The sequence below is a fragment of the Acinetobacter wuhouensis genome (assembly GCF_001696605.3).
Taxonomy (GTDB): domain Bacteria; phylum Pseudomonadota; class Gammaproteobacteria; order Pseudomonadales; family Moraxellaceae; genus Acinetobacter; species Acinetobacter wuhouensis.
This window is the reverse complement of the sequence record NZ_CP031716.1, coordinates 1,882,556-1,903,810: the sequence shown is the minus strand read 5'-3', so window position 1 is coordinate 1,903,810 and position 21,255 is coordinate 1,882,556. Positions and strand designations below refer to the sequence as shown.

Here is a 21,255-nt window from a genome sequence, read left to right as displayed (position 1 = left end):
TTTGACTTAAAATTTTGTACGAAGCTTTACTTTGAAAACGTAATGATAAAGTATCATTTCTTAACGACCAATAAAAAAGATGTCCAAGCGCTCTACTTCATTGCTTTAAATCTGCTTAAACTCTATTTTGAGTGATCAAATAAGCAATCCGTTCAAATTGTTGGATAGTTATATGTCATGTTTGAAATATATCTACATGACGTCTTAAAAAGACAGTATTTTATTTGAAAATATTGTCAATCATTTTGTTGGCAGTTTAAATCAGCATACAATTTAGAACACGAAAAAAATATAATTATTATTTTCACATTCTAACCACTCTAAAATGAAAGCCCACTCATGTGAGCTTTAATTTTATACAACTTTACTCTAACACTATCTACGCATATATGATTTCCACTACATACAAGACAGATATGCATAAGAGTAAAAATACAATCAATTATGCAACTGAATGATTATTTCACATTTGGATGAACCATTTTTTCAGGTTGTACCACTTCATCAAATTGCTCAGGAGTGACAAAACCCAACTCGACCGCCACTTCTTTTAAAGTTTTACCTTGTTTATAAGCTGTTTTTGCAACCTTCGCTGCATTTTCATAGCCAATCACAGGATTTAAAGCCGTCACGAGCATCAATGAGTTATGTAAGAAATAATCAATTTTCTCACGATTTGGTTCAATCCCTACAGCACAATGCTCATCAAAGCTATTACATGCATCACCAAGCAATTGAATCGATTGAACAATGTTATAAGCCATCACAGGCATGAATACATTTAGTTCAAAATTTCCAGAGGCCCCAGCAATATTAATGGTCGTATCATTGCCCATTACTTGTGCAACCACCATGGTCATCGCTTCGCATTGGGTTGGGTTGACTTTACCTGGCATGATACTTGAACCTGGTTCATTTTCTGGAATAAGCAATTCACCTAAACCGCAACGTGGACCACTCGCTAACCAACGCACATCATTGGCGATTTTATTCAGACTTGCAGCAAGCGTTTTTAATGCACCTGATGCAAAGACCACAGCGTCACGACCAGCAAGCGCTTCAAATTTATTTGGATTGGTAATGAATGGTAAGCCTGTCAAGTTTGCCAATTGTTCAGCCGCTTTTTCAGCATAATCAGGATGCGCATTTAACCCAGTTCCCACAGCTGTCCCACCTAATGGCAACTCATAAATCCAGACCAGTGCTTGCTTTAAGCGCTTTAATCCATGGTCAAGTTGTGCCACATAACCACTAAATTCTTGCCCTAGCGTTAATGGCGTTGCATCTTGTAAATGGGTACGCCCAATTTTGACAATATCATTAAATTCTTCAGACTTACGCTGCAAAGTGTCACGCAGTCGTTCTACTGCCGGAATGAGTAATTCATTGATCTGAATCGCTGTAGCAACATGAATTGCTGTAGGAAATGAATCATTGGTTGATTGCGCACGATTGACATGATCATTTGGATGAACAGGTTTTTGTGAACCTAAAGGATTACCTAGTTTTTGATTGGCAATATTGGCGATCACCTCATTACAGTTCATATTACTTTGCGTACCTGAACCTGTTTGCCAAACCACTAAAGGAAATTGTGAATCCCATTTTCCTGAGATCACTTCATCGGCAGCATCTACAATGTATTGAGATAAATCTTGAGGAATCTGATTGAGTTCAGCATTGGTGATTGCAGCAGCTTTTTTCACTAAACCCATCGCACGAATCATCGGACGTGGCATGTGTTCTGTGCCGATCTTGAAATTCTGTACACTACGTTGAGTCTGCGCGCCCCACAATGCCTCACTTGGAACTTCTACATCGCCCATGGTGTCATGTTCAATACGTGTTTGCATTTTCAACCTCTTATTTATCCATGTTTTAGTTTCAAGAAAAGCTTGGTTACCATCGTGGTACTGTCTTGAAAAAATAATGCACAGATTAGCTTGATACATTATTTTGAATACAAACAGACATTCGTACTTTAGCCTTGATCAATTCATGCTAAACAAATCGGCAGAAAATGTAAATGATAATTATTTTCAATAAAATATCATCTGTTGCACATTTAGCGATTATTTAACGTGTTTTGATAAAAACGCCATTCATCCTCAATCAATTGTTTAATTGAACGTTGCGCTTTCCAATTTAAAACTTTAAATGCCTTCTCACTGGTTGATGCCACTTGTTCTAATTCATTGATTTTGTAAGTCGCATCAATATGATGAATCTTAGACTGGGTGACTTCTTCAACACTTTGCGTCAATTCTTGGATTGATGCGACTGTTCCTGCAATATCAAAACTTTCCAATATATTATCTTGTTCATTTAACCAATGCAGACTCGATGTCACAGCTTCACACACATCTAATACATGTACAAAACTACGTTCCACGGTTTGATCTTTGGTATTGGCAAAACGTTGTAGCTCGATTAAGTCACGCTGTTGTGCAGCAACTTGTAATAACACAGGCAACACATTTTTAGGCAAAGGCACCACAAATTCACCTAATACACCGTGTTCAAAAGCACCGCCCACATTGGCAACTCGCAAAATTGCCATTTTCCATTCTTGATCGGTTTTAAACGTATCTCGAATGATTTCTTCAATCATTTGTTGTGATTTTATATAAGGATTTGGATATGAATAATTAATTTCCGTTTGTTCATTTAAATACAAACTGGACTGACCATAGACCATTAAACTGGAAATGTGAATAAATTTGCGTACACCTGTTCGTTGCATAGCTCGCAATAAACTCATGATACAACTGAGATTATCGTTATAATATTCAAGCGGTTTTAAGTTTGACTCTTCAACAGATTTAAAACCTGCACAATGAACAACCGCATCGATTGAATATTGTTCAAATACTTTATTTAAAGCAGGTGTATTGCGAATATCAATTTTTACGAATGGAATGTACATTCGTGAAATAAATTCAAGTCGTTCCAATGACTGTAGATTTGCATTGGCGAGATTATCTACAATAACAACCTCTTGCCCCTGAGCCAGCAAACTTAAAACCACATGCGAGCCTATAAAGCCTAAACCACCAGTCACTAAAATCATTTATACTACCTATGATGATCAATTTCGAAAGTTATCGGGTTCGAAAATCTCAAATTTGAAAATTACCCAGTCTGGATGTTAGAAACGCTCCATTCTCTGATCCTCTACGTGAATCAAACTAAATGAGTACTCTATTACTAATCACGGCTGCACCAACGTCAATTCATGCATGGCATGCTTTGGGTTTGGCGCAAGCTTTAAAAGCAAAGAATCAAACCTTTCGTGTTTTTTTCTATCAGGATGCGGTGCAAGTGGCGAACAGCTTGCAGTGGGTTCCTGATGATCAACGTAATTTGTCTGTAGAATGGCAAAAACTCGCAATCCGACTTCCTGTCTGTGTGAGTGCTGCGCTTACGCGGGGAATTACAGATCAAGAGAATGCTAAACGTCATCAAATTCAAACCCATAATCTAGCTGATGGCTTTGAACTTGTAGGATTAGGTGAACTTGCAGATGCAGTCCAATCTACAGAGCGTCTCATTCAATTCTAAGTGGATAATTCCATTAGACTGTTGCATTTAAAAGGTAATTTGTGTGAATACTGTACTTGTTGTTTTAACCCAAGCGAATTTGAATAGCTTAAATGTTCATGAAAGTCTATCTGCGACGATGGTACTCGCCACTTTTGGATGTGAAATCAAAGTTTTACTTAAAGATGCTGGATTAAGCCTGTTAAAATCTGAACTGAACTTTAATGGTCTTCAGCAAGCTTTTAAGTTGGCTTCAAATATGGTTGATAGTTTCGAATTCTATGATTTAACTCCAATTTTAGTAGAAAATGTGAATAAAAAATCGTGCTTTGTTACACAATCACAACAGGAAATTGAGTTTGTGGATTTGAATGCTGAGTTGATCCAATCTTTTGATCATGTGTTGTATTGGTAAATTTAATTTTCTGATTTTTTAGTATTGAATAGGTCGCCTAATATGACAACACAGACACTTTTTTTAATTCAATCTGATTATGCTCATACAGATCAGGTTTTGGATCAGTTAGAACAGATTCATAGTATCAATGATCATATTGTCCTCACTGGTGATGCTGTTCTTTTTGCCCATGATGTCCGCCTACAAAGCAAACAGAATCTTTATGTTTTGGAAAATGATGCAGAAATTTTGTCTGAATCACTCCCAAGTCAGATTAAATTGATTTCATATGATCATTTTGCAGACTTTGTTTTAGACTTTACGCGTTGTATGAGTTTAAAATAGCTAACTAACTGGCACTTTTTTATCTTTCGGTTGTATCGGATTATTTATGAGTTTTGAATTAGACCAAGATGGTCATTTGGTTGATTATACGATTTGGGATGAAAGTGTTGCCCAAGAACTGGCGAACACTTTAGATCTGCAACTGACACCTTGGCATTTTGAAGTTTTGCAAGCGGTGCGCCAGTTTTACGCACAGTTTGGACACTCACCCGCAACTCGCCCGTTAATTAAGTTTTTGATGAAAACGGTAAGTTCTGAGATTAATAATGCTGTATTACAAGAAAAATTTAATACAGGTTTAGTTGCTCGCCATTTGAGTCGTTTGGCGGGAGTTCCTAAACCTGCGAATTGTTTGTGATTAATTACATAAATTTGTAGTAAAACCATTTATTGAAAAATCGTAACTACTAACGATATCATCAGCAACATTAATTGAAAGTTCATGTGAACGCAACTTAATATTATAAACAAAATTATTTTGTGAATCTCCAGCACCTTCACTTTTTACTTTTATTATAGAAAATTTTGAATACAAGTCATTGATAACTTTTACCGATAATCCATTTTTCAATCCCTCAGAAGTTTTAGTATAATTATCTTCATTCATTATTTGAATCATCAAAAGATTATTATTCAACGTCCAGAAAACTTGATCCAAACCATTTGATGCATAAATTTTACAATTATTGACATCATCTATCCTAGTATAATCTGATAAATCATTCACTTGATTAAGAATATAACTTTTGTTATTAACCACTTGTGAAATATTTTTATTAAATTCATTATAATAAATTTTATTACAACCACTAACAAAACAAGTAATAAAAATCAAATTAAGTATCCGACTTAAATTCATAATCCAATCCTTTAACATGTAAATGATTATTATGCCGAGGAACGGTCATATTTTTACAATTTGGTAAAATATAATTAGTTTTCAAATCATAACGCTTCGTTAATTTAGTAGGATAATACTCACTATACATTTCTTTTGTTTTACCCCAACCAAATTTAATTAATGCATTCACAAACTTTAAAGTCGCATCATGATCATAAGTAGGGTCTGGGAATTTATTCCCTAAATCATTTCTAAGATCAGTTCTAATATAACCTAAGTCACCCACATTACCATTTATATGCTCTTTACTATCTCCAGGCCCCCCATCTACCGTGCTAAACCCACTATAGCGAGAAATTCCTCCAGTTACACAAACAGCACCTATATAAGCAGCAAAAGCATTCATTGACATCCAAAATCTCAATTGCTGAGTTGTATCATTATATATATCAATATTTACCTTACTCAAGGATTTTGTCCAACGTGCCTTGTATTTTATAGCATTATCCCCAAAAATTTCACGAATGCTTACTAGATAAGATTTTCCTTTGCCTTTAACCCCTTTCTTTTCCCATGTATCAGCCACATAAATTTTACTCTTACCAATTAATTCAGGGGTGTCATCTATAACAAAATAAAATGCTGCATATCCTAATGCACTTCCGTTCTCTCTGGATATCGAACCATCTGGATAAATAATATAATTTACAGTATCACTCGATTTCGTAGTACCACCAATTACAGTTAGCGGTTTCCCATTCATTTCTGTATGTGTGTCTTTAATTTCTGGTTTATATACATTAACTTGTTTTTCAAAGATTTTCCCAATTGCATTTAAATCAACTTTAAAAATAGATGCTTCTTGATTTTTATTTGAATTATCTTTTTTATTGTCTATTTTTTTTAGGGAAGAATTAATCAATTTATCACTATACTTAATATAATTATCACTTACTTCAAACACTTGTTCATGAGTACTTTTTACACATCTGACAAATTTCCCCTTTAAATCTCCTGCAACAAGCCTATATACAAATCCTGTCAACATTCTAACGTCTATAAGTCCTTTCTTATCTGATATACGTGTTTCAATTCCATCTCTATATTCAATTTGAAATTTTAAACCTACCACTGGAGATCCAGTATTTATATGAATCATTTTTAATTTAAAGGAATGTACAGGGAGTTTAATTGTAATTGTTTGACCTTCCATTGATGCTGAAACCTTAAAATGAGAAAAAGGTTGCAACTCATCATCATGGCCTCTCATATTAAATTCTAAATCTTGGCCCTCCTCAGCTTTAATATTTTTATCTAAACCTAATTTATCAGTTAAATGTGCTTTCGCTTTTCCTTTATAAACAATAAAATATTTTAAATTAGGAATTCCATTATTACTATCCGGATCAACAATCTTAATATTGAAATTTACAATTTTTGTTAGCACGTGATTATCTTTTAACTCATCCCCACCTCTATTCTCTTGAGGAGTCTTATTAACTACATCTTTTTTCTCTGGCTTATTATCACTTTCTAATTTTTCTTGTATTTTAAAATTCTCATCCATTTTGAAAGTACATTTTTGTATATTATCCTTATCTTGAATTATCTCTTCGCACTCAATATCTCCAATACTAATATTTATTTTTGCTCCAGGATGGCGTATTATTACTGGCAACAAACCATTCGAGTCCGTAAAATACTCGACTTTCATTTCTTCATTAATCAATTTTCCATTGTATTTTGATTTTACAACTACTTTTTCACCAACAACAGGGATACTTCCTTTAGGCTTTGTTGCATAAACATTCAAAAGCTGAGTTTTCCCCAATCCATTCAAATTTAAGTGACAACTTGGGTGTGAGGTCTACCTAATTCCGTAAATCTATTCAGAACTGCCACACGCGCATGAATTTCATTGACCTGACTTTGAAAATGTCTTGCCGTCAGCTTATCTCCTAATAATTTGATGCAATGCATCTTGGTTTCCACCAAACTACGACGGTGATAACCCGACCATTTTTTCCATAGGGTTCTGCCTAAATGTTTAACCGTTTGAAGTAACTCATTTCGTTCTATTGAACTTATTTTAGAATCTTTCCAGGGCTTGGCATTCTTTCTGGGTGGAATTACTGCATGTGCTTGACGATCTGAAATCACTTTTCTGCAGCACTTCGTGTCGTACGCGCCATCGGTATAGACAGAATCTATTCGCTCATCTAGTGGAATTTGATCCAGTAAATCACCTAGTACTTGTGAATCACTGACATTATTTGTAGTAAGCTGAACGGCACGTATTTGCAGTGTTTCAGCATCTATACCAATATGCAGTTTACGCCATTGCCGACGGTATTCAGGCTGATGTTTTTTACGCTTCCATTCGCCTTCACCTAAAAACTTTAAACCCGTAGAGTCGACAAGTAGGTGTAACCCATCATGACTTTTCTGATAGCTTATCGCAATATCAATATGCTTTTGTCGTCTACAAAGGGTGGAGTAATCTGGTGCTGTCCAATTCAAGCCACAGAGTTTAATCAGGCTTTGAACAAAGCCAGTAACCATACGTAAAGAAAGACGGAATAGAGATTTGATCATTAAACAGCATTGAATCGCTGTATCGGAATAAGTTTGATTTCGTCCTTGCTTGCCTTGTGGTTGTGCATACCATTGCGTCTTAGGATCAAACCAGATTGAAATATTTCCTCGCTTGATTAAAGCTTGGTTATACGAGGACCAATTGGTTGTACGGTAAGTTTTAGGTGCAGGCTTCTTCATCTGGAAATTATATTGCTAAAGAAGCCCTCAAGAATAGCTTTGTGCAACAAAGCCCTTCCTTTATAAAAACTTACATATATCTTCCTTGGACAACATGACTCTAAATCATAGTAGTTAAATAGTTTCAAATATTCAGAAACATGAATATTATTACCATCATACTGCTTATGTAACTCACCTTTCTTATTATATTTCAATTTATCAACATTTAAAAATGCAGCTAAACCTCCCAACCCCAATAAATGACATGCAGCAATTGCACCCGATTCTGTAACTTCTATTCTATTTATAATTTTTCCATAATATTCATTTATATTATTATTGCGTAATAATTTACATGTTTTATCAATTAACCTATTTACAGCCTTAATTTGAATACTTCTTGATGATAAAAAGTCACTTTCTGTATAAGCACCATCTAAACCTGTCCACTTATCTTGATCATCTTTATATCCAATTGTTTTTAACGCTGCATTTCCAAATTGGAACAATCCCATATAATTGAATTGATTCTTACTTGTTCTAGCCGCCCTATTATCCGTTCCATCGTTGTTTTCTCTGCTAGTCCAAGGTTCATAAAATGAATCATCCTTAGTTAAATCACTATGACTTTCTTTTCTTGATAATGCACAGATGAATCCAAATCGATTACTTTCAAATTTTTTACCAAATACGGGAGCAACATTACTCATTATTTCATCCAACTATTTTTTAATAAATAAAAATCAAGAATTTCCATTAATTCAATATCTACCTTTTTATAAAAAGCCTTATCAACACCCCATACTCCTTCAAGATATCTCCCATATACTCCATATGCGTTATCAGTTGAAAATATAATATAAAGTGCTGATGTGTCAGAATTATCTAATAGACGCCGTACAACATATTTTTTATTATTACTTTCCACTATTAAACAATAATCATTGTTATATACCCAATTTCTGGAATAATCTAAAAACCCCAATTTTTTTTTTAATAGATCGTGCTTTTTTATAATTTTCAGTATATTTTATTTCAAATTTATTATCACACAAATCACTTTCTATCCAGTTATAATCATATTTTCCAACAATATCCTTTGAAAAAACATACCCACTATATTGATCCTAGACAGTATCGTGGACAATCGATCCCTCTAAATTCTTGAAATATTTCTGTTCAAAGGCTTCTGGACTTAACCAGCCGTTTGCAGAATGCCTTCTGACCCGATTGTAATAAATCTCAATATAATCAAACAAGACCGCATTCGCCTCTTTTCGAGTCGAAAACACACTGCCATGTACCACATGACCTTTTAATGTATGAAAGAAGCTTTCAGTCACTGCATTATCCCAACAGTTTCCACGTCTAGACATACTCTGAGTACAATCATTTTTCAGTAACAGCGCTCTAAAATCACGACTACAGTACTGTGAGCCTTGGTCCGAATGAACCATAACACCAGTTGGATAACCCTGACGAGCCATTGCATAGTTAAACGTATCACACACCAACTGGCGGTCTATTCGATGGCTGGTTTGCCACCCCACGATACGACGGCTAAATAAATCTAGCATCACACATAAATACAACCAACCTTCTTTAGTGCGGATATAGGTAATGTCTGTTGTCCAGACTTTATTAGGCTGAGTAACTGTAAATTGGCGATCCAACAAGTTGGGTGCTGTAGGCAAACGATGGGTTGAATCAGTCGTATGCTTGTATTTACGCGCAATCCTGCTACGTAAACCAAGCTTTTTTAGCATCCTTCCAATAGTACGTTCGCTCATGTTGTAACCTAAATCATGCATGTCATGTACTAATGAAGGTGCACCCAATCGTGCATGATGCTGCCAATATACGGCTTTTAAGTCATTATATTTCTGTGCCGTATTGGCTTGACGTTTTCGCCAGGCATAATAGCCTGAAGTGCTGACACCTAGGTATTTACAGGCAGAAGATACGGTGACTTCATTCATATCTAGATCTTGAATTACCGTGTACTTTTCTTGGCATGATCTGTTAGAAAGTACACATGCGCTTTTTTTAAGATGTCATTGGCTTCCTTGAGCTGTTTGACTTCTTTCTCTAATTCCACGATCCGCTGTTGTTCTGGTGAAAGTTGACGTTTGCTTGAACCTGCCGGATTGGTTTCACGAATCCATTTATCTAATGTTGAATAACCCACACCTAATTTCTGGGCGATTGCAGCTACAGACTCGTGTGAGTTTGAAAGTGCATAATCAATCGCTTGCTGTTTAAATTCGGGACTAAAACGTTTAGCCATTTCTTGAATCTCCAAAGATTAAAGTTACGTTATCTTTAGAGGGACGTGCTGTCCATTATTTTGTCTAGGATCATATAGCAAAGCTAATATAATAATAATTTTATTCATTTTCCAAAACCTATAAAGTCTTTTTCCAATTCTTCATCACAATCCAATCCCGTGTGTTCTTTATTCTCAACATCATCACAAAGATGCTCACCTTCATCTGCATAACATATACACTCCTCAGACATCTGATTTAAACTAATTTTTTTTTCGTACAATTTTAATTTATTATTTTCATTTTTATTATTATATAGAATTAATTCAATATCATCCCTATCCATACTATAAAATCTAGCTGTTCTATAGTCTTTATCTAACCATCCTATACTTTCTGTTTTTTTAGTCTTATTTATAATTTTATATTGGATTTTTTCATCTTCAGCATTAAATAAATTTATAAAATCAAATCGTCTACTATATATTCCACTTTCTGGTGTAAATGGTAAATTTACATTTATTGATTGTCCAGGCTTAAACAAATGCTGCCCCGCTTTCACTTCAAACATAGCACCCGTTGTCACAAACACACCTGAACCATTAATTTTCAGTTGTGAACCACCAGCTGTAAGTGTAATTTCCTTTGGGCTCTTAAACTCAATCACATCCTCAGTAGAAATAATTTGAATCCCTTTACGTGCGATCAAATCTGCACCATCACCCTGTGCTTGAATCTCAACTTTACCTTTCCCAGCAAAAAGCCGAGCACCTTCTTGGGCTGCAAATAAACTGATCTTAGAACTCGCATGACCAATCAATGATTTCTGTGTAGAGATATTGATACTTTCCCCAGCACTCTGACTGATCTGCTTATCCGCTGAGATATGAATATCTTCATTACTTGCTATAGCAATCGAGTTTGGTGCTGCAAGTACCATTAAGGCTGATTTAAAAGCGTCGGCTTTGTCTTTTTCACCTTTTTCAATTTGATCAAGGAATTGCTTTAAGTTTTCTAATATTTCCAATGGATCGGTCTTTTGATTCTTGGCAACTTCACTTAAAGCTTTGGAGTTGTTGAGGGAGTTTTCAAGTTGTTGTTTGGCTTCTTTGGCTTCTAGGTGTGTGTCACTGGCTTGGTCTTGTTTATAGGTGGAAAGGAGTAAGCCTTGCCCTGCGCGTACTGCGCCCCATTGGTCGGTTCTCAGCTCAAAACCTTCGCCTCGTCCATCACTGCTGTCCTTGTCCTTGGGATGACTGAGGTTTCCGAGGTTGAGTTGACTTGTACCATGACTGTTTTGCAGTTGTGTTGATATTTGTCCTGTGGTGTCATCAAAGCGCAGTTGTCCAAAGCCTTCGCCTTGGTATTCTTTGGAACGGATACCTGCGAGTTTTTTAGTGTCAGGCAGTTGTCCTTTTTTGTCGAATTGGGTTGGGCTGCGTTGTGCTTCGTGGATTCGCCCAACCACAAATGGTCGGTCGATGTTGCCATCAAAGAAGTCGATAACAACAATTTCACCGATACGGGGTAGGAATCTTGCTCCGTAGCCTTCGCCTGCCCATGGGGTGAGCACATCTACCCATGCGGAGTCAGTATCGTTGTCATTTGTTCCTGCACCACCATCGTGTCCGTGATCTTCTGTGCGGGTGAACAGAAAGCGTACTTTAATGCGTCCCCATTCATCGACATGGATTTCTTCGCCACTCGGTCCAACGACTTTGGCGCGTTGTGGATGGGTGCTTGGTCGATGTTGGAGTGGGTTGTATTCTGGAACTGTTGTGATGTTACGGCGTTGTATTGTTAGGCTGTTGGCTTGGCGTTCATCGTTTTTTTGGTTTTGTATTGCCCAATTGCTTTCTTGTAGTAGTTTATTGATCTGTTCAGTGAGATCTTTAGGCAAGTTGTTTTGGTTGTAGTAGTTTTTTTCAGTAATTAGGAATTCTTGGTCTGAACCACTGTGTTGATCGATCTCTGGATGTTCAGTGAATTTAAACCAATAACCCACTTGTGCATCGCGTACCGTTGAGTTAGCAATGAATTGTTTAGATTGACTGTTGTAATAGTCACTGAGGTTTTGGTTAAGCTTTTCGATTTGGCTATTGTTAGATGCGGTGGCTTGGTCTTCGCCTTTGAGGTCTTGCATCCATGCAGGGCTGATGTGCCATGCTTGTTCTAAGCCTAAACTGGCATTGTCTTGGTTGTTGCTGTGTTGGTGCTTACTTTGAACACTGCCTGCACCTTCTTCTTGTTCAAGGACATCAGCTTGCCAACGCTGTACATGGACTGCTGTCGGTTGAATGCGTCGTTGTCCGATAAAACTGGTGATGCTGTCTTGTTTTTCTGTAGCACTGCTTCGGTGGTAACGGATGTTTCTTCGATCTAGGGCTTTGTATTGGCTATTGTCATCAATCAAGCGTAGTTTTTGTGCTTGGATTTGTGTTGCTGAATTGGGTACTTGCAGTTGTGCTTCGTCGATCAGCCAGTTGATGCCTTCGCTGCGCATGAGGCGAGTGAGAAAGTCGTAGTCGCTTTCGTTGCTTTGCATGATGAATGGACGGATGTCGTAGTCTTTTTTGAGTCCACTTTTGTCTAAAGTTAAGCTTGTTGCGAATAGTGGGCTTTTGTCTTGCCATTCTTTAAAGATGGTTTCGATGACTTCAACTGCCGATTTGTTCATGAATACACGGCTGTTACGGCGCTTATGCCACAGTGAGGTAGCATCTTGGAGTTTGAGTTTGTAAATGGTTAGTGAACCGTCACTTTGCCCTTGGGCTGCTTCGGTAATGATGCCTGTAGTACGGAATAGTTGTCCTTGATCAGTCACTTGGTCGATGGCAACTTGTGTACCAATGAATTGTTTTAATGGAATGGTGGCTGTTGTTGATAGGCAAATCAGTTCAGCGGACACACCTTGGTTAATGGCATGTTGTCCATCAATGCGTTGTAAGTAGACGTGTTGGTTTAAGTCTGTATTTGTGAATTGGATATGAATGGCACGTTTTTGGGCGGTAAGTCCAAGTTGATCCAATATTTTAGAAATTATTTCCATATATTTTTTAATATTATGTATTTTTCATTAATTCTATATTAAGAAAAAATAATGGAAAGCTTTATCACATTTTTTAACAATTATTCAAACAAATTAAATATCGAAAAATATCAGCGATAACATCAGTAAGTGTTGATCAAGCCAACTTATTCTTTTCTAAATACTGATAAAAGGCAGTTGTCATCATCGGTTTCACTTGTCGTGCGCTAATCACTTCTTTGCACTCTGAACATATCAGTGTAGGTGTAAATTGATGCCCACAACTTTTATGTTCATACACAACAGGTGCACCTAAACCTTCATCCATCCATTTATCTGCCCAAGTGGTCATGGTCAATAAGATAGGATATAGATCTAATCCTTTTTCAGTTAATCGATATTCAAAACGTTCTTGGCGATCGACATAAGGAACTTTTACCAAAATTTCTTGTTCAACCAAACGCTTTAAACGCTCAGACAAAACATGCCGAGTAACGCCTAAATTCTCCTGAAAATCGTCAAAACGACGGATTCCCATAAATGAATTGCGTAGAATAAGCATCGTCCAACGATCGCCTAGAACAGATAATGTTCGCGCAATTGAACACGGTTGTTTGCCTATTTCTTCCCACTTCATATATTCATCCGACTAAAAATTTAAATTTTATTAAAATAAATTCAAGCTTATAAATATAGTATAAATCTTACAATTAAACATCTAATCTTTGTATTTGAATATCATTCAGTCTCGATTGAATCACACAATAGACTTTTTGCGAAAGTTTGCTTCAGCAATATCTGAATACATATTGAATATTCCCCCTCCTTTCAGAAGGAGAAGCATCGTTTCGCAAGAGGGTGAGGTTTTTTATTTAAAAGCCCTCATCCTAGCCTTCTCCCTGAGCCATATATGGCGCAAGAGAAGGAACTCCCGATATCCATTTGAATATGTCTTGAATCTAAAACTTGAACATTTTATGACTTACGAAAGAGGTTTGATATGCTCTTAAATTTACATTAAGGCGTAAAAAAAGCCCTCTTCAAAGGGCTTTCATACAAAATTCACAATCTACTTATTAAGTAGTTTATCAATCACACCAAACTTCTTAAACAAACTTGCTCGGCGTTTTGGATAAATATTAGCTTTATTCAAATCACCTTTGTAATGTTCAAAAACACGTTTGTCCATGATTTTAAACCACCATGCAGGAATCATTGCAGGCAACAACATACTCGCATAACCACTTGGTAAATCAGGTGCTTCATCAAAGTGACGCAGTGCTTGGAATGGACGCGTCGGATAAGCATGATGGTCTGAATGGCGTTGCAATTGATATAAGAATAAATTGGTCACGATATTGTTATTATTCCAACTATGCTCAGGCATGGTGCGTTCATATTTGCCATTTTCATCTTTTTGGCGTAACAAACCATAGTGTTCGATATAGTTAATAATTTCAAATAAACCAATACTATAAGCCGATTGCGTAACTAAATAAGGAAGAATCCCTTTGCCAAACAAACCCACCATTGTCGAATGGAATGTACCTGTCATTGCCCAGCCTTGTAACAGTTCATTTTCCTTCGTCCAAAAACCTAAACCCTTACGTTTTAAACGATTACGCTCAATTTCAATGGCTGATTTAAATGAACCAATCACGGTACGTGGTAAAAACTCATAAAAAGTTTCCCCCATTTGTGATGAAGCTGGATCTTCTGGTGTTGCAGCACGTTTATGGTGTCCATACGGATGTTCAATACGGAAATGGTTATAACCTGATGGAACCAATGCCAAATGCGAAAGTATATGATCTATACGTGCCGACTTATGACTCAATTCATGAGCGGTATTGATCGCAATCCCGTTGATTGCGCCCATTGAAATACCCAATAAAACCTTATCCAGTAATGACGTTGTTTTACGACTGGTTAAGTAGCATGCATAAACATTAGCAATGTATTGTAGTGGAATAAATGTTTTGACTAAACGTGAATAATACGGATCTTGTTCAAGCAGTTTCACATCTTCCGCAGTTGGATTATTTTTGTCTTTACCCACAATACTATCAATGGTTGGGATAATCACATGCAGAACCAATGGCCCACCTAAAGCAAAAACTTTTTTTAATGGTTTTGGTGAAAATTGATAACCCGCTAAAATCCCAATACCAATCACAGGTAATGCTGGGCTAATCATCCACAAATAACGTTTTTTATCGAGTGCTAAACCTGATTTTGGTCGAAGCTCTTGCAGTTGTTGTTCTGTTAATTGGACTGGAGCATTCATTACTATATCTTCCCTATCTTTCTCATTCACTATATATTTCAATAAATACAGTGCTAAAAACAGTTGTAAGCGTCCAAAAAACCTATGAAAAAGTCTTTGGCACGTTCAACCTAGAGATTGTCCTGTGCGCACATGTTTTAATGCAGTGAATTATTTTTAATATTTAAAACTTGGAATTTTTTGATCAGCCTATGGATGCTCTCAGCAAAATTTTTGATGATATTCATCTCAACCATTCAGAATATATTTATTTGCAAGCGCAAGGTGATTGGTCATTTCAAAGCCCTGCACAGGATTCTGTGATCGCACATATTGTGTTGTATGGTGATGCTTATTTAGAAATCACACCTCAAATGCAGGTTGAACTGCATACTGGCGATATGTTTTTAATTCCTGCTGGGATCGCGCATAGTGTAAAAAATCATCCAAATACACAACTGGTTGAAAGTTTAAATATTGCCCCGTTATTTGATGGGCTTCGTCAAGATGCGATTGAATTTGGTCACAGTCGTTTGAATGGAGACAATCAAAAAACTTTAATTTTATCGGTTCGTTGCCAAATGAATGCCATTATGGCTCGCCCGTTGATTAATGCACTCCCACCATATTTACATCTTCAAAATGCCTTGAGTGATGATGCACCTGAATGGCTCAGAATCGGTTTATATTTTGTTTCTGCTGAAACACGCCGCAGTATGGCTGGAAAAAATAAAATTATGGATCATGTCGTTAGCATTCTGATGATCGAATGTGTGCGTGATTATATTGAACAAATGCAGCATCAAAATAATTGGCTCAATGCCTTGATTCATCCTGAGTTGTCTAATGCTTTAGCAGCCATCCACAGTCGTCCTGAACATAACTGGACAGTTGAAAGTTTGGCAGAAACCTGTTGTATGTCGAGATCTAAGTTTGCCAATTTATTTAATCAAATTATTGGCGAAACACCTTTGGCATATCTGCAACAACATCGTTTACGCTTAGCGAGCCAATTATTGAAACAAGGACAACTCTCTATTCAACAAATCGCACATCAAGTTGGATATTCTTCAGAAACTGCATTTAGCCAAGCTTTTAAAAAGCAATTTGAACTTAGTCCAAGTCAGTATCGTAATCAAAAATAATCGTTTTAGATAATTTTTTAAGTCTTTAAGTTAATTATGGAATGCTTAGGCTATTTTCAATAAATATATAATCAACAGCATCAATCACTGAAAGTTAATGAATACAATAATCACAGACCTAAAAAAAGCGCCGAAGCGCTTTTTTTATTGTTCAAATATTATTTAATTTTTGCATGATTCTTTAAGTAACGAGAGTAATCATCTAACAATTGCTCACCACGGAACTTTTGATACATTTGAGTTAATTGCTGCACTTCTGCAGGATTCATTTGATCAATTGCAGTGTGTTTTACATTCGAAACCGCCACAACAACCAATTCATTTGGTAGTTTTGCTGTAGTTACAGACCACATACCAGCTTTAGGTGCGGGTTGGCTAAATGCAGCACGTTCAATTTCACGTTTCAAACCTTGTGAACGGGTAAAAATACCAGCATGTACAAAATTGTATTGATACTTTGTCGTTACTTGTTGTGCAGGAAGCTTTTTAAAATCTGCAATCATCGCATTTAATTTAGCATGTGCAGCATCAAATGCTTTTTGCTCAATCAGCAGTGCTTTAACACGTGGCGTTGCTTGAGCTAAAGGCAATGCACCAGCAGCATGGTATTTACGTACTTTAATCCAAACCGTATCACCATTAGCAGTTTGGATACTACTTGAAGCTGTAGTATTGCCATTCTTTACATCCTCACTGAACAGTTTAGATTTTACCGCTGGATCAGCTAAAACAGCATTCGTAGTTGCTAAAGTAACACCGTTGGCTGATTGAACTTGAACAGTTTTAACCGCTTCAGATACTACATCTAAAGTATCACTACTCACCACTTGTTCATTCAAACTGTTTACAGTATCTGAGAAATAATTTGCTGATTTATTCTTCAATACTTCTGTAGTTAATTCTGCTTTTTTCGCTTCAAATGAAGGGACATTTGCTGATGCAGTATGTACTTCAATCAAATGATAGCCAAACTGAGTTTTAACTGGCTTAGAAACTTGACCATTCGGTGTTGAAGAAACAGCTTTATCAAAGTCCGCACCAAATACACCAGGTGCGTAAGCAGCAAGTGCACCACCTTTGGTTTTTGAATCTGGGTCTTCAGAATATTGTGCCGCAGCTTGAGCAAAAGAAGTACCTGCTTGAATTTTTGCATAGACTTCATTTGCAAGTGTAGCTGCTTGCTCAGGACTACGAGAATCTGTCGTGATCATAATATGCTTCACTTCACGCTTTGCATCTTGATTTTGCTTTTCTACAAATTGATCATAAGCTTGTTTCAATTCTGCATCAGTCGCAGCCGCATTTGGCTGTATCAAAGTTGCTGGACTTAAAACCACATAATCTACATCAACTGAAGCAACCTGCTTAAACTTATTTTGATGCTTATTATAATAGTCCGCAATTTCTTGATTGCTGACTTTTACATTCGCTTTATAGTCATCCAGTTTTACACTCGATAAAAATAATTCACGTTGTTCAGACTGCAAGTTCGCAATTTGTTGAATATCAGTTTTACTGACCAATGCATAATCAGTAAACGTACTCATCAACATTTTTAACGCATGATCTTGACGTAAGTTCGCAATCAAACTTTGACTAGTCATCCCTTGTGAACGCAAATAGTTCGCATATAAAGCTTGAGAAAATTGACCATTTTCTTGCAAGCTTGGTTGTTGCGCGATCATTTGTTCAATTTGTGCATCACTCAGTGAAATACCCAGTTTATCCGCTTGCTGGATTAAAAGTGCACGAGCAACTAAATTATCAAGAACAGCATTTTGAATAAAAGATTGATTCAATAAAGATTCATCACCGTTCACACTTTGTAGCAACTGATCTTTATAAGCTTTTGTCTGCGCTTCTAAATCTTTTTTCGAAATATCTTGACCATTAACAGTTTTAGCTACGTCTTCTTTTTGCCCACCACTGAAGTAACCTTCAATACCAACTACAGCAAATGGCGCTAAAAATAACACAAGGAGAACTTTACCAAACCAGCCCCTTATGAGAGTGCGAAACGATTCCATGAGTATTCCAATATTTTATTTCGTAAGGATTCTAACTGAAATTGAGATGTGAATGAATGAGCAATCAATGATAAATTGATTTATTTGATAAAATTTAACGTCTAACTCATTTTTTTAATTTATTTTTATAAAAAACGCGCCACTTGGGCGCGCAATTTATTCAGCTCAGATTATGCAACTGAGTCTTTCAAACCTTTACCAGCTTTAAAGCTAGGAACTTTACTTGCTTTAATTTGAAGTTCTTCACCAGTTTTAGGGTTACGACCTGTACGTGCTGCACGATCTTTAACACTAAAAGTACCAAAGCCAACTAAAGTAACCGTATCACCTTTTTTAAGTGCTTCACCAATTGAAGCAATAGTCGCATCTAAAGCTTTACCAGCATCAGATTTTGACAATCCCCCTTTTTCTGCAATCGCATCGATTAATTCTGATTTATTCATGAAGATTACGTCCTCTTATATCGTTTGTTTAAGTTCCAAGGCTGTAGATCAAAGGCCATGACGACTTTATAGCAATGCTTTGGGGGGAAACGCAAGACTTCAAACACGCTTTTCTTTAAAAAAACGACTAAAAAATACGTTTTTTTAGGTTTTGCATTCATTCGATCTATTTTTTTAGCAATTGTTCACGTAAGTTCTGATTCTCTTCAGCAAGTGCATCTACCTTATTGTGTAACTGTAAAATAAGGCTTTCAAGATGCTGTAAATCTTTTGCTGTGACTAAACCAATACGGTTTAATGAATGATTTACACTCTGATCAATTAACTTTTCAACTTTATCTTTTGTTTCAGTCACAGATTCTTTGGTTTTCTCTGTCACCTTAGTCACTGTTTGATCCGTCACCTCAACAGTTTTTGATTCTAACTCTTCGCCCACCTTAACCAAGGAGTCAAAAAGTTTATTTCCCTCTTCTTCTGCTCTTGAAAATGCGCCTAAACCTGCAAGCCAGATTTGTTTGGTATATTTTCTAAAATCCAATGCTGACTTGCGCTGCGCACGCGATTTATTCTCAAGTGTCCCTGACTCATTTTTTAATTCTTGATCCACTTCAACACTATCCTGTTGTTCCAGACTATTCTTTTTCATAACTCACCCAACTCCCGAACTTCAGTTTCAAATGGCCTTTTATGACCAAATTATGTAGAAAATATATCTATAATATCAAATAAAACTATTGAACCTTTTGCTAAACTGTTCTACAAAGCAAAGTAATTATTAATTGTTAAAGCATATTTCTCAATTTTAATTTGGTGTAGTTACACACCTCTGTTTGATTTATGGATTTTTATGCTTATTTTGTGATTTAATTCACACTTATTGCATTGAGATTGGATTCTCGAATTTTGTACAGGAATTTTTTATGAGCGAATCGCAACAAAAACAAGGTCAAACTCGTTTGTTGCTCAACATAGTCATGATTATCTTGGAGACAATTTATTCATTTATACTTAAGCATGACCGCGTTGTTCGTTTGCAAGCCAAAAAGTTTGTAGCTCAACAAATTACGATTAAAATAAATAGTTATATCCCGTATTTTGACTTCTATGTGCAATTTACTGATCGTGGAATCCTATTTGATCTTCAGGCACCAGAAAAAGAAGTTGATCTTACTGTTGGAAGTACATTATTAGATCTGGTTCAAATTTTCGTATTTGCCAATCGTCGCAGTATGAAAAAGATGCGTCTTGAAGGCAATGATGTTGTTAAAGAACAGTTTCGTGACCTTATCATTCATTTAACTGCACCTAAACTTCTCTCTGATTGGAAGCAATGGCTTACCAATCCCGATGATGATAATCAGACTAAAGCATCTAAGAAACGCATCGCCCCTTTACTTGAAAAAATTGATGTACAACGATCAAAAATCAATAGTTTACAAGTCGAAGTGAAGCAGTATCAAAATCGCGTAAAACGCATGCAACAGCATCAGCAACGTCTCTATACTGCTTTAGGCGTATTGGGCTTCCTATTTATAGCATTAGTCGTGTATAATTTGTGGAAAATATTTATTTAAAACCGAAATAAATACTTCATTATTCATATAATTATTATTCTAGAAACAAATTCTGACTAATTTAGTCAGAATTAAATTCAAAAATACTTGACTAATTTAGTCAGGATTCATAAAATTCATACATCTAATCTAAAACATGTGTATCGAATCATGCGCCTAACTACTCGCGGTCGCTACGCAGTGACTGCACTACTCGACTTAGCATTGCAGCCAGCTGAACAAACGATTACGCTTGCAGAAATTGCAGCTCGCCAAACAATTTCCGTTGCTTATCTTGAACAATTATTCGCAAAATTAAAGCGTCATGGTTTGGTTTCAAGTGTTCGTGGCGCAAATGGTGGCTATCATTTAGCGCGTCATGCTGAAGAAATTACTGTCTTAGAAATTATTGAAGCTGTAAATGAAACTGTGGATGCCACACGTTGTGACCATAAAGGTAACTGCCAAAATGGTGCGATGTGTTTGACTCACGATTTATGGCAAGAACTCTCCCTCCATATTGCCGATTATTTAGCTAAAATCACACTTGCTGACCTTGTAGCTCGTGACAACGTGCAAACCGTTGCTGTTCGCCAAAATTCAGCTCCACTTGATTCAGCCCTTTTATCGGTTACAGGTATTTGAC

General features: G+C 36.4%; 21 protein-coding genes. 7 read left to right on the top strand and 14 right to left on the bottom strand.

The features are described from left to right. Positions 1-458 precede the first annotated feature (458 nt). Both fumC and BEN71_RS09610 read right to left on the bottom strand, forming a co-directional pair. Positions 459-1,853 carry a class II fumarate hydratase gene (gene fumC / locus BEN71_RS09615; RefSeq protein ID WP_068975991.1) on the bottom strand — a complete coding sequence of 465 codons (1,395 nt, stop codon included), beginning with the start codon at positions 1,851-1,853 and terminating at the stop codon, positions 459-461. A gap of 212 nt (positions 1,854-2,065) precedes the next feature. Further along, complete coding sequence (locus tag BEN71_RS09610; protein ID WP_068975992.1) at positions 2,066-3,070, bottom strand: SDR family NAD(P)-dependent oxidoreductase; 1,005 nt, start codon at positions 3,068-3,070, stop codon at positions 2,066-2,068. A gap of 122 nt (positions 3,071-3,192) precedes the next feature. On the opposite strand from BEN71_RS09610, the gene tusD reads away from it, so the two are divergent. From tusD to BEN71_RS09590, 4 genes are read left to right on the top strand one after another with little or no spacing between them, the layout of a single operon-like run. After that, positions 3,193-3,561 (top strand): sulfurtransferase complex subunit TusD, encoded by a 369-nt coding sequence (gene tusD, locus BEN71_RS09605; protein ID WP_068975993.1) that lies wholly within the window; start codon positions 3,193-3,195, stop codon positions 3,559-3,561. A 43-nt stretch (positions 3,562-3,604) separates the two neighbouring features. Then, entirely contained in the window at positions 3,605-3,955 is a 351-nt protein-coding gene (locus BEN71_RS09600; RefSeq protein ID WP_068975994.1) for a hypothetical protein, read from the top strand. A gap of 42 nt (positions 3,956-3,997) precedes the next feature. Next, complete coding sequence (locus tag BEN71_RS09595; RefSeq protein WP_068975995.1) at positions 3,998-4,282, top strand: DsrH/TusB family sulfur metabolism protein; 285 nt, start codon at positions 3,998-4,000, stop codon at positions 4,280-4,282. A gap of 46 nt (positions 4,283-4,328) precedes the next feature. Beyond that, positions 4,329-4,640 (top strand): TusE/DsrC/DsvC family sulfur relay protein, encoded by a 312-nt coding sequence (locus BEN71_RS09590; RefSeq protein WP_068975996.1) that lies wholly within the window; start codon positions 4,329-4,331, stop codon positions 4,638-4,640. Here the strand turns inward: BEN71_RS09590 and BEN71_RS09585 are convergent, their stop codons facing one another. From BEN71_RS09585 to BEN71_RS09545, 9 genes are all read right to left on the bottom strand, one after another. Then, entirely contained in the window at positions 4,641-5,141 is a 501-nt protein-coding gene (locus BEN71_RS09585) for a hypothetical protein (protein ID WP_068975997.1), read from the bottom strand. Continuing rightward, the gene (locus tag BEN71_RS09580) at positions 5,119-6,936 is read right to left on the bottom strand and encodes a hypothetical protein (protein ID WP_100249701.1); all 1,818 of its coding nucleotides are present in this window, start codon (positions 6,934-6,936) and stop codon (positions 5,119-5,121) included. The genes BEN71_RS09585 and BEN71_RS09580 overlap by 23 nt, the downstream gene beginning before the upstream one ends. A 29-nt stretch (positions 6,937-6,965) precedes the next feature. Beyond that, a complete protein-coding gene (locus tag BEN71_RS09575; RefSeq protein WP_039251835.1) occupies positions 6,966-7,898 on the bottom strand; it encodes an IS5-like element ISAha3 family transposase in 933 nt (310 codons plus the stop codon). Next, positions 7,895-8,590: a hypothetical protein gene (locus tag BEN71_RS09570; protein ID WP_068972732.1), complete on the bottom strand. Its 696-nt coding sequence runs from the start codon at positions 8,588-8,590 to the stop codon at positions 7,895-7,897. The genes BEN71_RS09575 and BEN71_RS09570 overlap by 4 nt, the downstream gene beginning before the upstream one ends. Continuing rightward, the gene (locus BEN71_RS09565) at positions 8,590-8,808 is read right to left on the bottom strand and encodes a hypothetical protein (protein ID WP_068972733.1); all 219 of its coding nucleotides are present in this window, start codon (positions 8,806-8,808) and stop codon (positions 8,590-8,592) included. The genes BEN71_RS09570 and BEN71_RS09565 overlap by 1 nt, the downstream gene beginning before the upstream one ends. 199 nt (positions 8,809-9,007) lie before the next feature. After that, a protein-coding gene (locus BEN71_RS09560) for an IS3 family transposase (protein ID WP_117276768.1) occupies positions 9,008-10,167 on the bottom strand; the annotation gives its coding sequence in 2 pieces (ribosomal slippage) (positions 9,008-9,933 and positions 9,933-10,167; 1,161 coding nt in all). Positions 10,168-10,271: 104 nt separating this feature from the next. Beyond that, a complete protein-coding gene (locus BEN71_RS09555) occupies positions 10,272-13,196 on the bottom strand; it encodes a type VI secretion system Vgr family protein (protein ID WP_167443674.1) in 2,925 nt (974 codons plus the stop codon). A 136-nt stretch (positions 13,197-13,332) separates the two neighbouring features. Then, positions 13,333-13,812: a winged helix-turn-helix transcriptional regulator gene (locus BEN71_RS09550; protein ID WP_068974725.1), complete on the bottom strand. Its 480-nt coding sequence runs from the start codon at positions 13,810-13,812 to the stop codon at positions 13,333-13,335. A gap of 432 nt (positions 13,813-14,244) precedes the next feature. Then, positions 14,245-15,462, bottom strand: a complete 1,218-nt coding sequence (locus tag BEN71_RS09545) for an alkane 1-monooxygenase (protein WP_068974724.1) — start codon at positions 15,460-15,462, stop codon at positions 14,245-14,247. A 191-nt stretch (positions 15,463-15,653) separates the two neighbouring features. Between BEN71_RS09545 and BEN71_RS09540 the strand changes: the two genes are divergently transcribed. Then, positions 15,654-16,586 carry an AraC family transcriptional regulator gene (locus BEN71_RS09540; RefSeq protein ID WP_068974723.1) on the top strand — a complete coding sequence of 311 codons (933 nt, stop codon included), beginning with the start codon at positions 15,654-15,656 and terminating at the stop codon, positions 16,584-16,586. Between the two features lie 158 nt (positions 16,587-16,744). On the opposite strand, the gene BEN71_RS09535 is transcribed toward BEN71_RS09540, so the two are convergent. The 3 genes from BEN71_RS09535 to BEN71_RS09525 form a co-directional block, all read right to left on the bottom strand. Further along, positions 16,745-18,613 (bottom strand): SurA N-terminal domain-containing protein, encoded by a 1,869-nt coding sequence (locus tag BEN71_RS09535; protein WP_068974722.1) that lies wholly within the window; start codon positions 18,611-18,613, stop codon positions 16,745-16,747. 170 nt (positions 18,614-18,783) lie between these two features. Further along, complete coding sequence (locus BEN71_RS09530) at positions 18,784-19,056, bottom strand: HU family DNA-binding protein (RefSeq protein ID WP_004720620.1); 273 nt, start codon at positions 19,054-19,056, stop codon at positions 18,784-18,786. Between the two features lie 166 nt (positions 19,057-19,222). Continuing rightward, positions 19,223-19,702 (bottom strand): phasin family protein, encoded by a 480-nt coding sequence (locus BEN71_RS09525; protein WP_227542670.1) that lies wholly within the window; start codon positions 19,700-19,702, stop codon positions 19,223-19,225. 274 nt (positions 19,703-19,976) lie between these two features. Between BEN71_RS09525 and BEN71_RS09520 the strand changes: the two genes are divergently transcribed. Together BEN71_RS09520 and BEN71_RS09515 are read left to right on the top strand one after the other, a co-directional pair. Then, positions 19,977-20,630: a hypothetical protein gene (locus tag BEN71_RS09520; protein ID WP_068974721.1), complete on the top strand. Its 654-nt coding sequence runs from the start codon at positions 19,977-19,979 to the stop codon at positions 20,628-20,630. Between the two features lie 150 nt (positions 20,631-20,780). Beyond that, the gene (locus BEN71_RS09515; protein ID WP_068974720.1) at positions 20,781-21,254 is read left to right on the top strand and encodes an Rrf2 family transcriptional regulator; all 474 of its coding nucleotides are present in this window, start codon (positions 20,781-20,783) and stop codon (positions 21,252-21,254) included. Position 21,255: the final 1 nt, after the last annotated feature.

Excerpts from the sequence above, each read along its gene's own strand:
- fumC (WP_068975991.1), bottom strand. The coding sequence starts at position 1,853 with ATGCAAACACGTATTGAACATGACACCATGGGCGATGTAGAAGTTCCA.
- BEN71_RS09610 (WP_068975992.1), bottom strand. The coding sequence starts at position 3,070 with ATGATTTTAGTGACTGGTGGTTTAGGCTTTATAGGCTCGCATGTGGTT.
- tusD (WP_068975993.1), top strand. The coding sequence starts at position 3,193 with ATGAGTACTCTATTACTAATCACGGCTGCACCAACGTCAATTCATGCA.
- BEN71_RS09595 (WP_068975995.1), top strand. The coding sequence starts at position 3,998 with ATGACAACACAGACACTTTTTTTAATTCAATCTGATTATGCTCATACA.
- BEN71_RS09590 (WP_068975996.1), top strand. The coding sequence starts at position 4,329 with ATGAGTTTTGAATTAGACCAAGATGGTCATTTGGTTGATTATACGATT.
- BEN71_RS09585 (WP_068975997.1), bottom strand. The coding sequence starts at position 5,141 with ATGAATTTAAGTCGGATACTTAATTTGATTTTTATTACTTGTTTTGTT.
- BEN71_RS09575 (WP_039251835.1), bottom strand. The coding sequence starts at position 7,898 with ATGAAGAAGCCTGCACCTAAAACTTACCGTACAACCAATTGGTCCTCG.
- BEN71_RS09570 (WP_068972732.1), bottom strand. The coding sequence starts at position 8,590 with ATGAGTAATGTTGCTCCCGTATTTGGTAAAAAATTTGAAAGTAATCGA.
- BEN71_RS09555 (WP_167443674.1), bottom strand. The coding sequence starts at position 13,196 with ATGGAAATAATTTCTAAAATATTGGATCAACTTGGACTTACCGCCCAA.
- BEN71_RS09550 (WP_068974725.1), bottom strand. The coding sequence starts at position 13,812 with ATGAAGTGGGAAGAAATAGGCAAACAACCGTGTTCAATTGCGCGAACA.
- BEN71_RS09545 (WP_068974724.1), bottom strand. The coding sequence starts at position 15,462 with ATGAATGCTCCAGTCCAATTAACAGAACAACAACTGCAAGAGCTTCGA.
- BEN71_RS09540 (WP_068974723.1), top strand. The coding sequence starts at position 15,654 with ATGGATGCTCTCAGCAAAATTTTTGATGATATTCATCTCAACCATTCA.
- BEN71_RS09535 (WP_068974722.1), bottom strand. The coding sequence starts at position 18,613 with ATGGAATCGTTTCGCACTCTCATAAGGGGCTGGTTTGGTAAAGTTCTC.
- BEN71_RS09530 (WP_004720620.1), bottom strand. The coding sequence starts at position 19,056 with ATGAATAAATCAGAATTAATCGATGCGATTGCAGAAAAAGGGGGATTG.
- BEN71_RS09525 (WP_227542670.1), bottom strand. The coding sequence starts at position 19,702 with ATGAAAAAGAATAGTCTGGAACAACAGGATAGTGTTGAAGTGGATCAA.
- BEN71_RS09520 (WP_068974721.1), top strand. The coding sequence starts at position 19,977 with ATGAGCGAATCGCAACAAAAACAAGGTCAAACTCGTTTGTTGCTCAAC.
- BEN71_RS09515 (WP_068974720.1), top strand. The coding sequence starts at position 20,781 with ATGCGCCTAACTACTCGCGGTCGCTACGCAGTGACTGCACTACTCGAC.